Here is a 12756-nt window from a genome sequence, read left to right as displayed (position 1 = left end):
CAGACACGAGGCTACTCAGCGAACCACCCCGGAGGACTCCATGGCATCCGCTTCCCCAAGCGTCGGACGCCGCGAGCGCAACAAGCAGGCCAAGCTGGAGCGCATCGTGGCCGCGGCGGGCGACCTTTTCGCCGCGCGCGGCGTCGACGACGTCACCACCCAGGAGATCGCCGACGCCGCCGACATCGGCACGGGCACGCTGTTCCTCTACGCCCGCACGAAGGGCGAGCTGCTCCTGCTCGTGCAGAACGCGCACTACGAGCAGGCCCTGGTGGAGGGGCGCGCGGCGGCCGAGGCGCGACCCGGAGCCCTCGACGGCGTGATGGCGCTCCTCGCCCCGATCGTCGAGTGCAACCGCGCACAGGTCGAGAACGGCCGCACCTACCTGCGCGAGATGCTCTTCGGCGACGCGCAGGAACCGCATCACGCGGAAGCGCTCCGCTTCGTCGCCGAGACGGAGCAGACGGTGACCGACCTCATCGCTTCGCGGACGGGACGCGACCACGACGACGCCGCCGTGCGGGCACGCCTGATCGCGGCGGCGATGTTCGTCACCATGGCATCCGCCGCCTCGCCCGACATCAGCGTGGCCGACATCCTCGCCTCCGTCCGGGCTCAGGCGTCCGTCGTCATCGAGGGCTGACGCCCGCGGTCACTCCGCCGGCGCCGTCAGCTCCGGATAGAGCGCCTCGACGGGCTGCGCCAGACTCGCCCGCACCTGCCGGGTCAGGTCGTCGGCCAGCACCTCGTAACGCCCCGCCTCGAGTCCGTCGAGCACCTGGCCGGCGAGGTCGGCGGGGGTGAGCTTCGGGCCGCTCGCGTGGGCGGCCATCGGGGTGTCGACGTAGCCCATGTGCACGCCCATGACGTGGACTCCCCGGGGGGCGAGTTCGAGGCGAAGGGAGTTGGTGGCCGACCACATCGCCGCTTTCGAGGCCGAGTAGACCCCGCCGAACGCGTACCACGAGGCGATCGAGTGGATGTCGACGAGCGCCGCTCCCGGGCGGCCCGAGATCACCGGAGCGAAGGCGCGGGCAACGCGCACGGGGCCGAAGAAGTTGACCTCCACGTTCGCGGCGATGTCGGTCTCGTCGATGTCGAGCAGGCTCGCCGTGGGCGGATTGGCCCCGGCGTTGTTGATCACGACGGTGACGTCGGATGCCGCCTCCACCGCCGCGCGGACGGATGCGGGGTCGGTGACGTCGAGGTGGAGCGGGACCACGCGCGGGTCGTCCCACGTCCGGGGCGTGCGCGCCGCGGCGTAGACCGTGGCTGCGCCGCGAGCGAGGGCGGCAGCGACCAGCTCGCGACCGATCCCCCCGTTCGCTCCGGTGATGAGGAGGACGGCGTCGTTCAGAGAGGGCATGTTCGACTCAGCTTTCGGTGCGGGTGAGGAAGGCGACGGCGACGGGGACGAACTCTCGCCAGTATTGGAAGATGCCGCCGTGGCCGGAGTTGGGATAGATGATCAGCTCGGATCCCGGCATCCGTCGATGCAGGTCGTGCGAGAGCACGCTCGGCACCATGCGGTCGTTGTCGCCGTTGGCGATGAGCACCGGGCCGTCGAACGCGGAGAGGTCGGACGGCGCCGACCGGCCGTAGCGGGCGATGGCCTTCAACTGCCTCCGGAATGCCGAGAGCGAAGCCGCCTTGTCGCGGTCCGTCGTGCGTTCTCGGAGTCGGGCCACGAACTCCTTGCCGGCCTTCTTGCCGACGGCGTCGCGGTTGAAGAAGAGGAACTCCTTGGGGTCGGCTCTCGCAATCAGCGCGCGGGCCATGTCGAGGTAGGTGGTGCGCGCGACCTTGTCGATGTCCTTCCCCCCGCGCGGGCCCGTGCCGGTGAGCACGAGCTTGCGGACGAGCCCCGGATGCCGCACCACGAGGTCTTGCGCGATCATGCCGCCCATCGAGAACGAGAAGACGTCCACCCGGGAGTATCCGAGAGCGCGGATGAAGGCGTGCGCGTCGTCGGCGGCCTCTTCGATGGTGGCGGGGACCACGCCGGTGGAGGCACCGACCCCGCGCTGGTCGAAGGTGATGACGTGGCGCTCGCGGGCGACGGCGTCGATCAGGCGCGGATCCCAGTTGTCGAGGGTGGCGGCCAGGTGAACGAAGAAGACCACGGGGATCTCCTCCTTCGGACCGAGCTCGCGGTAGGCGTAGGTGACGCCGGCGACGGCGATGGTCTTCGTGGGGGCGAGCGCGTACGCGGTGAGGACGCGGTCGTCGGAGGGGGTGGTCATGTTGCGTCGTCCTTCGATCTCGAGGAGGAGGTTTCGTGCGTCAGGCGCCGAGCACGACGGTCTTGCCGCGCGTGCCGCCGCGTTCGAGCGAGGCGAGGGCGGCGGGGGCCTCGTCGAACGCGTACGTGGCGCCGACGATTGGACGGATGACGCCCGCATCGACCAGGCCGGCGATCTGCGCCAACTGCGCGCCGTCGGCCCGCATGAAGAGGAACTCGTACCGCACGCCGAGCTTCTTCGCCTGGCTGCGCACCTTGCGGCTGAGTGCGCCGATCACCAGACGCAGCACCGGGTTCAGTCCGCGGCGGGAGGCGAACGCGGGGGTCGGGGGCCCGGCGATGCCGACCGCCGTTCCGCCCCGGCTCAGCACGCGCATCGACTTCTCGAGGTTCTCGCCTCCCAGGCTGTCGAGCACGAAGTCGTAGCCCGTCAGCTGCTCGGCGAAGTCCTGCGTGCGGTAGTCGATGACGACGTCGGCTCCCAGCTCGCGCAGGAAGTCGGCGTTGCGCCCCGAGGCGGTGGTGGCGACGGAGGCGCCCAGGTGCTTCGCGAGCTGGATCGCGATCGTCCCCACGCCCCCCGCCCCGGCGTGGATGAGCACCTTTTGCCCGGGCCCGACCTGACCGATCTCGACGAGCGCCTGCCAGGCGGTGAGCGCCACCAGGGGAAGAGAACCTGCTTCGGCCACGCTCACCGAGGTCGGCGCGAGTGCCACGTCGGCCTGATCGACGGCGATCCGCTCGGCGAGGGTGCCGATCCGATTGTCGCGCGGGCGGGCGAAGACCCGGTCCCCCGCCCGGAAGGACCGCACACGCGAGCCGACGCGGATCACGGTACCCGCGACGTCATGCCCGAGGATCACGGGGAAGGAGTACGGCAGGAAGGCCTTGAACTCGCCCTGACGCACCTTCTCGTCGAGCATGTTCAGCCCGGCGGCCTCGACCGCGATGAGCACGTCGTCGTCGCGCAACGTCGGCTCGGCCGCGTCGGCTTCGTGGAGGGGCGTGGTGTAGCCGTCGATGAGGAAAGCGCGCATGGATCTTCTCCTGGGTGGGATGGGTGGGTGTCAGCCGCGGAGGAAGGCGCGGATGCGTTCGGTGGTGCTGGTGGGGTCCTGCGATACGACGCCGTGGCCGGCGTCCGCGACGACGACCGCCTCGAGGTCGGGGAAGAGCGTCCGCAGCGAGGCCACGTTGGCCACGGGGACCAGGGCATCGGCGTCGCCGTGGAAGGCGAGCACGCGGTCGACGGCGGCGGGCACGGTCGGGGCAGCCTGCGCACCCCAGCGAGCCACGGCCCGCAACTGCGCACGGATGGCGCCGGGCGAGACCGCGCGTTCGCGGTCCACACGCGATCGCGCCAGTCGTTCCTGGTACGCGGATGCCGCTCTCCGTCCGGCCGGCGTACCGGTGAAGAACAGCACCGACGTCGTCGGGCGACGGAGCACGACGCTGCGCAGAATGCCGCGCACCATGACTCCCGTCATCCGGGTCAGCGCCGGACCCCCGGCCGGGCCGGTACCCGCGAGAACCGCACGGCGCACGAGGTCGGGCTCGCGCTGGATGATCGCCTGGGCGACCATCCCACCCATCGACAGGCCCAGCAGGTCGATCCGCGTCAGCCCCAGCGCGTGGATGGCGGCGATCGCGTCGGCCGCCATGTCGTCGAAGGAGTCGCGCACCCGGCCGGTCGAGTCGCCGACCCCGCGGTACCCGAGCAGGATCACGCGACGCTCGGCGGCGAGGGCGTCGACGACCTCCGGGTCCCACGCGTCGAGGTTCGCCCCCAGGTGGATGAGCGCCACGAGGGGGATCCGCGACTCGGGCCCCACCACGCGGATGGCGAGGTCGGCTCCGTCGACGCGCACCGTGCGCGTCGCCGCGTCGGCCACGCTCCGAGCGGCGTTCGCGTCGTGCTCGGTCATGAGCCGGGCTCCTGTCGGTCGGTCTCGCGGCGGACAATCCGAGCGAGTACACTCAATAATGAGCACACTCAGCAAACTTGTCAAGGAGGTGCGATGACCTCGCCCCCGTCGACGGGTCGCCGCGCACGCGCGATGGCCGACAAGCGTCGACGCATCACGGATGCCGCCACGGCGCTGTTCGCGCGGAAAGGCGCCGACGGCGTCACGACGCAGCAGATCGCCGACGAAGCCGACGTCGCGATCGGCACGCTGTTCCGCTACGCCGCGACCAAGGCGGAGCTGGTGATGATGGTGCAGAACGAGAAGTTCGCGGATGCCGTGGACCGCGGCATCCGGACCGCCTCTCTCGCCGCGCCCGCCGCGTCACCCGCCGAGGTGGTGATGACGCTGTTGTCACCGGTCATCGGATGCGTGCGCGAGCACCCCTCGAACGGCCGCATCTACCTGCACGAGCTCGTCTTCGGCGACCCCGCGGAGGAGCACCGGGCCGAGGGGCTCGCGCAGGCCTGGCGGTGGGAGTCCGCCGTCGCGGGCGTCGTGCGGCAGAAGACAGGGGCAGCTCCGGATACCGCGGCCACGGCGGCCCGCGTCGTCACGGCAATCGTGCACGTCACCCTGACCGCGACACTGCACCTCGCGGCATCCGACGACGAGGTACGCGACATCATCCGGCGACAGGTGAGCGTGCTGCTGCCCGGCCCGACCGGGTGCCCACGGGCGGCGGAGTGAGCGGAGGGGTGGCGGGGCTCAGGTCCGCAGAGGGGCACCGCTCGAGAACGCCGCCCGGGCGAACCGCTCGCCGATGAGGCGATGGGTGTCACCGTCGGGGTGCAGCCCGTCGGGCAGGGGATGCGCCGCGGCGTCTTCGGGGCCGTAGAGCGAGAGCCCGTCGAGGTAGTGCAGCGCCGGATCGTCGGAGCGGTCGGCGACGACGCGCGCGAGCACCTCGCGGATGACTTCGAGCGTCAGCGCGCCGCGCGCGACCTCGGCCGGGTCGCCGGTCGCGACGAAGCGCACCTCGCCGGAACGGAGCGCCTCGACGTCGAAGGCTCCCGGTCCGGGGGTCTTCTCGTGGACGCCGCAGAAGATCGGCGACACGACGAGCAGGGGCGTGTCGGGATGCCCCTCGCGAATCGTGTCGAGGAAGCCGTGCACGCCGGGCAGGAACGCTCGCGCCCGCATCGCGTCGGCGTTGACGACGTTGACGCCGAGCTTCAGGCTGATCACGTCGGCCGGAGTGTCGCGGATGACCCGCGCCATGAACGGGTCGAGCATCGCGCTCCCCCCGAAACCGAGGTTGTGCAGCTGCACGTCCGCCGCACGCGCGGCGACGACCGGCCAGATCTCGGTCGGGGCGGTGGCGTTCGACCCGTGGCTGATGGAACTGCCGTGGTGCACCCACCTCGGGCGCTCATCGGCGACGGCCGCCAGAGGCGCGTCGGCGTCCAGCGACACGAGATCGATCTGCTCGTTGTGGGGCACCCACATCTCGACGGTCTTCTCACCCGCCGGCAGGTCGGTCAGCACCACGAGGTCGTCGTCTCCGGGGCGCGGGGTCGCCGCCCCGGTGGCCATGTCGAGCTCGAGCGCATCACCGTTCACGAGCGCACGGCGCAGCACGAGGCGGTCATCGACGATCACGTCGACCATGCCGCGATCACGGTGCAGCCCTCGATACGAGACCCGCGTGGCGTGCAGGCGCAGCGTGACCGCCGTCGCCGCTGTGCGGAAACGCAGGTGGATGCCGGAGGGCTGGCGTTCCACCATCGAGAACTGGGCATCGGCCTCGCGCTCCCGAAAGGGCAGCGGCAGTCGGTGCAGACGCGCGCCGTGCGCGAGGGGCTCGAGGTCGACTCCCCCGCGGATCACGTCGAGGGTGAAGGGTGTGTCGATCACTGTGCGGCCTCCTCTGACCAGGTGGTGAGCAGAACGTCGAGTCGGTCGATGAGCGGCATCCACGATTCGTCGGCCGAGGGGGCGCTGTGGGCGAAAGCGCCGACGTGTTCGAGATGCAGGAAGCCGTTGAGGAACGACGAGATCAAACGGGTCGCGTGGACGCGGTCCGCCTCGGCGATGCCGTAGCCCCGCAGCACGGCGGCGAGGGCGCGGCTCGAGCGCGCCGCCTCGTCGCTGCGGACCACCGCCTCGCCCGCGCGACGCTGGAGACTCTCCCACCGGCCCGGGTACCGACGCGCGTAGTCGCGATGCACCTCGCAGAGGGCGGTCAGCGCATCGCGTCCGGCACGACCGGCAACGGCCTCCCCCGCTCGATCGCTCAGCTCGCCGAGGGCGAGGATCGTGATCCCGTCGCGGAGTGCGGCGAGGTCGCGCACGTGCCCGTAGAGGCTGGGCGTGCGCACGTCGAGTTCACGGGCGACCGCGGAGAGGGTCACCGCCGTCAGACCGGACGAGTCGGCGAGGTCGGCCGCGGTACGGATGACCGTGGAGGCGGTGAGGGTGGGGCGGGACATGCGAACAGCCTATACCCATTAGGCCCAGTCCTACTACTCGTAGCCTGCGGCTCGAGAAAGAAAGAAAACGGCCCCGCGCGATCACTCGCGCGGGGCCGTTCTCGAGAAGGGGTCAGAAGTCCCAGTCGTCGTCTTCGGTCGCCTCGGCCTTGCCGATGACGTACGACGAGCCCGAACCACTGAAGAAGTCGTGGTTCTCGTCGGCGTTCGGCGACAGGGCCGACAGGATCGCGGGGTTCACGTTCGTGACCGACGCAGGGAACATCGCCTCGTAGCCGAGGTTCATCAGCGCCTTGTTCGCGTTGTAGTGAAGGAACTTCTTCACGTCTTCGCTCAGTCCGACCGAGTCGTACAGGCTCTGCGTGTAGCCCACCTCGTTGTCGTAGAGCTCGTACATCAACGAGAACGTGTAGTCCTTGATGTCGTCGCGACGGGCCTGGTCGACCGTCTCGAGACCGCGCTGGAACTTGTAGCCGATGTAGTACCCGTGCACGGCTTCGTCGCGGATGATGAGGCGGATCAGGTCTGCCGTGTTGGTGAGCTTGGCGCGGCTCGACCAGTGCATCGGCAGGTAGAAGCCCGAGTAGAACAGGAACGACTCGAGCAGGGTCGAGGCGACCTTGCGCTTGAGCGGGTCGTCGCCACGGTAGTAGTCCATGACGATGCGCGCCTTCTTCTGAAGGAACTCGTTCTCGCTCGACCAGCGGAACGCCTCGTCGATCTCCTTCGTGGAGCACAGCGTCGAGAAGATCGACGAGTAGCTCTTGGCGTGCACCGACTCCATGAACGCGATGTTCGTGTAGACGGCCTCTTCGTGCGGGGTGATCGCGTCGGGGATGAGCGAGACCGCACCGACCGTGCCCTGGATGGTGTCGAGGAGCGTGAGCCCCGTGAACACGCGCATCGTGAGCGTCTGCTCCTCGGGGGTGAGCGTGTTCCACGACTGGATGTCGTTCGACAGCGGCACCTTCTCGGGCAGCCAGAAGTTGTTCACCAGACGGTTCCAGACCTCGAGGTCTTTGTCGTCCTGGATGCGGTTCCAGTTGATGGCCTGCACGTGGTTCAGCAACTGCAGCTTCTCAGCCATGTCGTTCCTGTGTCCTTGATCGATGAGGGGTCAGCGGCTCAGAGCATGCACGAGACGCACTCGGTCATGTCGGTGCCCTCGAGCGCCAGCTGACGCAGACGGATGTAGTAGATGGTCTTGATGCCCTTGCGCCAGGCGTAGATCTGCGCCTTGTTGATGTCGCGGGTGGTGACGGTGTCCTTGAAGAACAGCGTCAGCGACAGGCCCTGGTCGACGTGCTGCGTGGCCGCGGCGTACGTGTCGATGACCTTCTCGTAGCCGATCTCGTACGCGTCCTGGTAGTAGTCCAGGTTCTCATTCGTCATGAACGGAGCCGGGTAGTAGACGCGACCGAGCTTGCCTTCCTTGCGGATCTCGATCTTCGAGGCGATCGGGTGGATCGAGCTCGTGGAGTTGTTGATGTACGAGATCGAACCGGTCGGGGGCACCGCCTGCAGGTTCTGGTTGTAGATGCCGTGGGCCTGCACCGACGCCTTCAGCTCGCGCCAGTCGTCCTGCGTGGGGATCTGGATGCCGGCGAACAGCTCCTTGGCCTTGGCCGTCTCGGGCTCCCACACCTGGTCGGTGTACTTGTCGAAGAACTCACCCGACGCGTACGTCGAGTTCTCGAAGCCGTCGAAGGCCGCGCCGCGCTCGATCGCGAGGCGGTTCGATGCCCGCAGCGCGTGGAAGAGCACCGTGTAGAAGTAGATGTTCGTGAAGTCGATGCCCTCTTCGGAGCCGTAGTACACGTGCTCACGAGCGAGGTAGCCGTGCAGGTTCATCTGACCGAGGCCGATGGCGTGCGAGCGGTCGTTACCGTCTTCGATCGAACGCACCGAGGCGATGTGGCTCTGCACGCTCACCGCGGTGAGGGCGCGGATCGCGGTCTCGACCGTGAGGCCGAGGTCGCCGCCGTCCATCGCCAGCGCGATGTTCATCGAGCCGAGGTTGCAGGAGATGTCCTTGCCGATGGTGTCGTACGAGAGGTCTTCGTTGTACGTCGTCGGGGTGTTGACCTGCAGGATCTCCGAGCACAGGTTCGACATGTTGATGCGACCGGCGATCGGGTTGGCCTTGTTCACCGTGTCTTCGAACATGATGTACGGGTAGCCCGACTCGAACTGGATCTCGGCGAGGGTCTGGAAGAACTCGCGCGCGTTGATCTTCGTCTTCTTGATGCGCGGGTCGTCGACCATCTCGCGGTACTTCTCGGTGACCGAGATGTCGCCGAAGGGCTTCTTGTAGACCTTCTCGACGTCGTACGGCGAGAAGAGGTACATGTCCTCGCCGTTCTTGGCGAGCTCGAACGTGATGTCGGGGATGACGACACCCAGCGACAGCGTCTTGATGCGGATCTTCTCGTCGGCGTTCTCGCGCTTGGTGTCGAGGAAGCGCAGGATGTCGGGGTGGTGCGCGTTGAGGTACACCGCACCGGCGCCCTGACGCGCGCCGAGCTGGTTGGCGTAGCTGAAGCTGTCTTCGAGCAGCTTCATGACGGGGATGATGCCCGACGACTGGTTCTCGATCTGCTTGATCGGCGCACCCGCCTCGCGGATGTTCGACAGCAGCAGGGCCACGCCGCCGCCGCGCTTCGACAGCTGCAGGGCGGAGTTGATGCCGCGGGCGATCGACTCCATGTTGTCTTCGATGCGCAGGAGGAAGCACGACACGAGCTCGCCGCGCTGCGCCTTGCCGGCGTTGAGGAACGTGGGGGTCGCGGGCTGGAAGCGACCCGAGATGATCTCGTCAACCAGCTGCACGGCGAGACGCTGGTCGCCGTCGGCGAGGGCGAGGGCGGTCATGACGACGCGGTCCTCGAAGCGCTCGAGGTAGCGCTTTCCGTCGAAGGTCTTGAGCGTGTAGCTCGTGTAGTACTTGAACGCACCGAGGAAGGTCTCGAAACGGAACTTCGCACCGTAGGCGCGGTCGTTGAGCTCCTGGATGAAGTCCATCGAGTACTTCGCGAGCACGGTGGGCTCGTAGTACTCCTTCTCGACGAGGTAGTCGAGGCGCTCCTTGAGCGAGTGGAAGAACACGGTGTTCTGGTTGACGTGCTGCAGGAAGTACTCCCGCGCCGCCCGCTTGTCGGCGTCGAACTGGATGTTGCCGTCGGCGTCGTACAGGTTCAGCATCGCGTTGAGGGCGTGGTAATCCATTCCCTCGAATCGCGCCTCGGTCTTCACGTCCACGTCGGTCAGCTCAACTTCCACCATCGTTCCAATCCCTCGGTGACCCGCTCGACATCGTCGGGGGTGCCGAAAACTTCCAGCCGGTATAGGTGCGGCACCGCGCATTTGCGCGCGATGATGTCTCCGGCGAGGCAGAAGGCGTCGCCGAAGTTCGTGTTCCCCGCGGAGATGACCCCGCGGATGTTGCGTCGGTTCCGCTCCTCGTTGAGGAACCGGATGACCTGCTTGGGGACCGCGCCCTTCTCGACGCCCCGGCCGGCACCCCCACCGTAAGTGGGGGTGACAAGCACGAAGGGTTCGTCGACGTGAAGGGGCGGATCGGTCGGCCGGAGCGGGATGCGCACGGCCCGCTTGCCGAGCTTCTCGATGAAACGTGCGGTGTTGCCCGACACGCTCGAGAAGTAGACCAGCAGCGGAGCCTCGGTCGCCGACATGACAGCGCTCATGACGAAGGTCTCAGAGCGTGTCGCGGGATCAGGCGAGTCGCGAAGCGAGCTCGTCGATCTTGTCGGGACGGAAGCCCGACCAGTGGTCCTCGTCGGTGATGACGACGGGGGCCTGAAGGTACCCGAGCGACTTGACCTGCTCGAGGGCCGACGGGTCTTCGGACAGGTCGAGCACGTTGTACTCGATGCCCTTCGAATCGAGTGCGCGGTACGTCGCGGTGCACTGGACGCAGGACGGCTTGGTGTAGACCGTGATCGCCATGTCGTTCTCTCTCTCCCCTGGAAAATCTTCGTCCGGACGGGCAGGGCTCGCCGGGACCTCAATACTACATATGGGGACGGACATCGGAAGGCACCACAAGGGGTAGTAGTTACATCGATGTGATTTTCCACCGTCTCTCCCCATGTACAACACAGGTTGTCCACGATTTCATCCACAGATCGACCCCCTCTTCTCGCTCTGTTAACAGGCGCGATTCCGCGGTTCTCGCGTCGTCGTCCGTCGTCTGTCCACAGATCGGACGCTAGACGGGGGTTCCGACATCGCACAGGCGGTGGAATCTCGACTCCGGCGTGTCGCGGCGTGTCGCGGCATCCGTCGATCGGCACCGCTCGGCGGGTGTCGGAGGTCGGCGGTAGCGTTGTGCGGTGGCCGGCTACCGCGAACTCCTCAGAACCCCTGGCGTGGGGCGCATCATCGCCGCGCAGCTGACCGCGCGCTTCCCCAACGGCATGACGAGCCTGGCCGTCCTGCTGCACATCGAGCACGTCACGGGGTCGTACGGCGCCGCCGGTCTCGTGCTGGCCGCCACGAGCCTCGGGCAGGCCGTCGCCGGTCCCGTCACCAGCCGGTGGATGGGCCGCTGGGGCATGCGCCGGGTGCTCTCGGTCACGCTCCTCGTGTGCGCGGCGGCGATCGCGACCCTCGCGCTGATCGAGATGCCGCTCCCCCTCTACATGACGCTCGGCCTGATCGCGGGCCTGTCCACACCGCCGGTGCAGTCGGCCGTGCGCACCATCTACCCGAAGATGGTCCCCTCCAAGCAGCTGACACCCCTGTACTCGCTCGACGCCTCGCTGCAAGAGATCATCTGGGTGCTCGCGCCCGTGCTCATCACCCTCGTCGCGACGCAGATCGGCACGGTGCCCGGGCTGCTGCTCGTCGTGGTCATCCTCATCGGCGGCGGCGCGTGGTTCATCCTCAGCCCCGAGGTCGGGCGCGTGCGCATCCCGCGCAGCCGCCGGGGTCTCGGTCGCGTTCTCGCCAAGCCGCCCGTGATCCTCGCCACGGCCACCGGCTTCCTCCTCATCGGCGCGTGCTCGGCCGTCGAGGCCGGTGTCGTGGCCACGTTCGACCACGGCGGTCTCGAGGCGGGGCTCATCCTCGCCGTCTTCGCCGTCGGCAGCCTCGCCGGCGGCCTCTCGTTCGGGCACATCCCGATCGGCCGCTGGGCGATGGCCCGTCGCTTCGCGATCGTGGCGGTCGGGCTCTCGCTCACCGTCTTCTCGCTGAACGCGTGGTGGATCGGTGCGACCCTCCTCGTCGCCGGCGCCGGCATCGCCCCCGCGCTGGCCGTGATGTTCGCCATGACCTCCGCGAGCGTGCGCTTCAGCGAAACCGCCGAGGCCTACGGATGGATCGGCACCGGGCAGCTGATCGGCGCGGCGGCCGGGTCGGCCGTGGCCGGCTTCCTCGTCGACGGCGTCGGCCCGACCGGCGCGTACGTGGCGGCGGCGGGCTTCGCCGTGGCCGGGTTCATCGTGTCGGTGATCTTCGTGCGCGGGTTCCCCGACCTGCGCCACCGCGACGCCAGCCCCATCCCCGACACCGAGCCGGTTCCCACCATCACCTGAGCGGATGCCGGGGTGTCCGGCATCCGGAACATGTCCGTCGGCGGCGGCTCAGTGCGTACGACGCAGCAGCTCGAGCACGGCGAGCGCGTAGGCGTCGGCGGGTTCGGGGTGATCGAACACGATCGTGGATCCACCGACCGCGATCTCGACCTCGTAGGTGTCGGAGAGGCGGCGGAGCGAGCGGAAGGTGGAGCGCAGCAGCTCGCGCAGCTGCGATTCCGACGGCAGCCACAGGGCGTCCTCGGTCGCGACCGAGTCGAGCGCCCACTCGGTGGTGCCGTTGAACGCGAGGATGCGACCCGTCGGATAATCGCGCGGCTCGACGGTCATCTCGCTCACGGTGAAGACGTCGGCGTCGAACTCCGGCTCGTCGAGCTGGAAGCGGTCCCCCGAGCGCGGATGCCACGCGAGTCCGGCTTCGCGGAGGGCCAGGGCCATCTCGGTCGAGATCATGGCATCCATTCTGGGGGCCGTCGGGGCGATCGGGCCGACATCACCCGAAGCGGTTCGGCTAGCGGACGCTACCCCCACCCCGATGTCGGTGGTCCCGAGCACAATGG

The 12756-nt window shown here is 68.3% G+C and carries 14 protein-coding genes; 3 read left to right on the top strand and 11 right to left on the bottom strand.

Annotation, left to right across the window (positions count from 1 at the left end; all coding sequences use genetic code 11):
- The first annotated feature begins 40 nt into the window (after nt 1–40).
- Nucleotides 41–643 carry a TetR/AcrR family transcriptional regulator gene (locus ABXS86_RS16420; protein ID WP_353665164.1) on the top strand — a complete coding sequence of 201 codons (603 nt, stop codon included), beginning with the start codon at nt 41–43 and terminating at the stop codon, nt 641–643.
- Nucleotides 644–652: 9 nt separating this feature from the next.
- Here the strand turns inward: ABXS86_RS16420 and ABXS86_RS16415 are convergent, their stop codons facing one another.
- The 4 genes from ABXS86_RS16415 to ABXS86_RS16400 are packed head-to-tail and all read right to left on the bottom strand — an operon-like array spanning nt 653 to nt 4167.
- The gene (locus tag ABXS86_RS16415; protein ID WP_353665163.1) at nt 653–1366 is read right to left on the bottom strand and encodes an SDR family oxidoreductase; all 714 of its coding nucleotides are present in this window, start codon (nt 1364–1366) and stop codon (nt 653–655) included.
- Between the two features lie 7 nt (nt 1367–1373).
- Nucleotides 1374–2243, bottom strand: coding sequence for an alpha/beta fold hydrolase (locus ABXS86_RS16410; RefSeq protein ID WP_353665162.1), 870 nt, complete (start codon nt 2241–2243; stop codon nt 1374–1376).
- A gap of 40 nt (nt 2244–2283) precedes the next feature.
- Nucleotides 2284–3279: an NADP-dependent oxidoreductase gene (locus ABXS86_RS16405; RefSeq protein WP_353665161.1), complete on the bottom strand. Its 996-nt coding sequence runs from the start codon at nt 3277–3279 to the stop codon at nt 2284–2286.
- A 30-nt stretch (nt 3280–3309) separates the two neighbouring features.
- Nucleotides 3310–4167, bottom strand: a complete 858-nt coding sequence (locus ABXS86_RS16400) for an alpha/beta fold hydrolase (RefSeq protein WP_353665160.1) — start codon at nt 4165–4167, stop codon at nt 3310–3312.
- A gap of 93 nt (nt 4168–4260) precedes the next feature.
- Between ABXS86_RS16400 and ABXS86_RS16395 the strand changes: the two genes are divergently transcribed.
- Nucleotides 4261–4896 carry a TetR/AcrR family transcriptional regulator gene (locus tag ABXS86_RS16395; RefSeq protein WP_353665159.1) on the top strand — a complete coding sequence of 212 codons (636 nt, stop codon included), beginning with the start codon at nt 4261–4263 and terminating at the stop codon, nt 4894–4896.
- Nucleotides 4897–4914: 18 nt separating this feature from the next.
- On the opposite strand, the gene ABXS86_RS16390 is transcribed toward ABXS86_RS16395, so the two are convergent.
- The 6 genes from ABXS86_RS16390 to nrdH all read right to left on the bottom strand — a co-directional run bounded on the left by ABXS86_RS16390 (nt 4915) and on the right by nrdH (nt 10604).
- On the bottom strand, nt 4915–6063 hold the full coding sequence (locus ABXS86_RS16390; RefSeq protein ID WP_353665158.1) for a GDSL-type esterase/lipase family protein: 1149 nt from the start codon (nt 6061–6063) through the stop codon (nt 4915–4917).
- Complete coding sequence (locus ABXS86_RS16385; RefSeq protein WP_353665157.1) at nt 6060–6638, bottom strand: TetR/AcrR family transcriptional regulator; 579 nt, start codon at nt 6636–6638, stop codon at nt 6060–6062. Before ABXS86_RS16385 ends, ABXS86_RS16390 begins: the two co-directional genes overlap by 4 nt.
- 112 nt (nt 6639–6750) lie before the next feature.
- Nucleotides 6751–7725, bottom strand: coding sequence for a class 1b ribonucleoside-diphosphate reductase subunit beta (gene nrdF / locus ABXS86_RS16380; protein WP_144834045.1), 975 nt, complete (start codon nt 7723–7725; stop codon nt 6751–6753).
- A 38-nt stretch (nt 7726–7763) separates the two neighbouring features.
- Nucleotides 7764–9920 (bottom strand): class 1b ribonucleoside-diphosphate reductase subunit alpha, encoded by a 2157-nt coding sequence (gene nrdE, locus ABXS86_RS16375; RefSeq protein WP_144834043.1) that lies wholly within the window; start codon nt 9918–9920, stop codon nt 7764–7766.
- A complete protein-coding gene (gene nrdI, locus ABXS86_RS16370; protein ID WP_251508050.1) occupies nt 9902–10342 on the bottom strand; it encodes a class Ib ribonucleoside-diphosphate reductase assembly flavoprotein NrdI in 441 nt (146 codons plus the stop codon). Before nrdI ends, nrdE begins: the two co-directional genes overlap by 19 nt.
- A gap of 28 nt (nt 10343–10370) precedes the next feature.
- A complete protein-coding gene (gene nrdH / locus ABXS86_RS16365; RefSeq protein WP_055838040.1) occupies nt 10371–10604 on the bottom strand; it encodes a glutaredoxin-like protein NrdH in 234 nt (77 codons plus the stop codon).
- A 386-nt stretch (nt 10605–10990) separates the two neighbouring features.
- Between nrdH and ABXS86_RS16360 the strand changes: the two genes are divergently transcribed.
- Complete coding sequence (locus tag ABXS86_RS16360) at nt 10991–12196, top strand: MFS transporter (RefSeq protein ID WP_251508051.1); 1206 nt, start codon at nt 10991–10993, stop codon at nt 12194–12196.
- Nucleotides 12197–12244: 48 nt separating this feature from the next.
- Here the strand turns inward: ABXS86_RS16360 and ABXS86_RS16355 are convergent, their stop codons facing one another.
- Nucleotides 12245–12649, bottom strand: coding sequence for a pilus assembly protein CpaE (locus ABXS86_RS16355; protein WP_353665156.1), 405 nt, complete (start codon nt 12647–12649; stop codon nt 12245–12247).
- Between the last annotated feature and the right edge of the window lie 107 nt (nt 12650–12756).

Origin of the sequence: Microbacterium sp. che218, from assembly GCF_040436305.1 — a bacterium.
Lineage (GTDB): Bacteria > Actinomycetota > Actinomycetes > Actinomycetales > Microbacteriaceae > Microbacterium > Microbacterium algihabitans.
The sequence above is the reverse complement of the archived record's forward strand: the minus strand, read 5'-3'. Positions and strand labels throughout refer to the sequence as shown.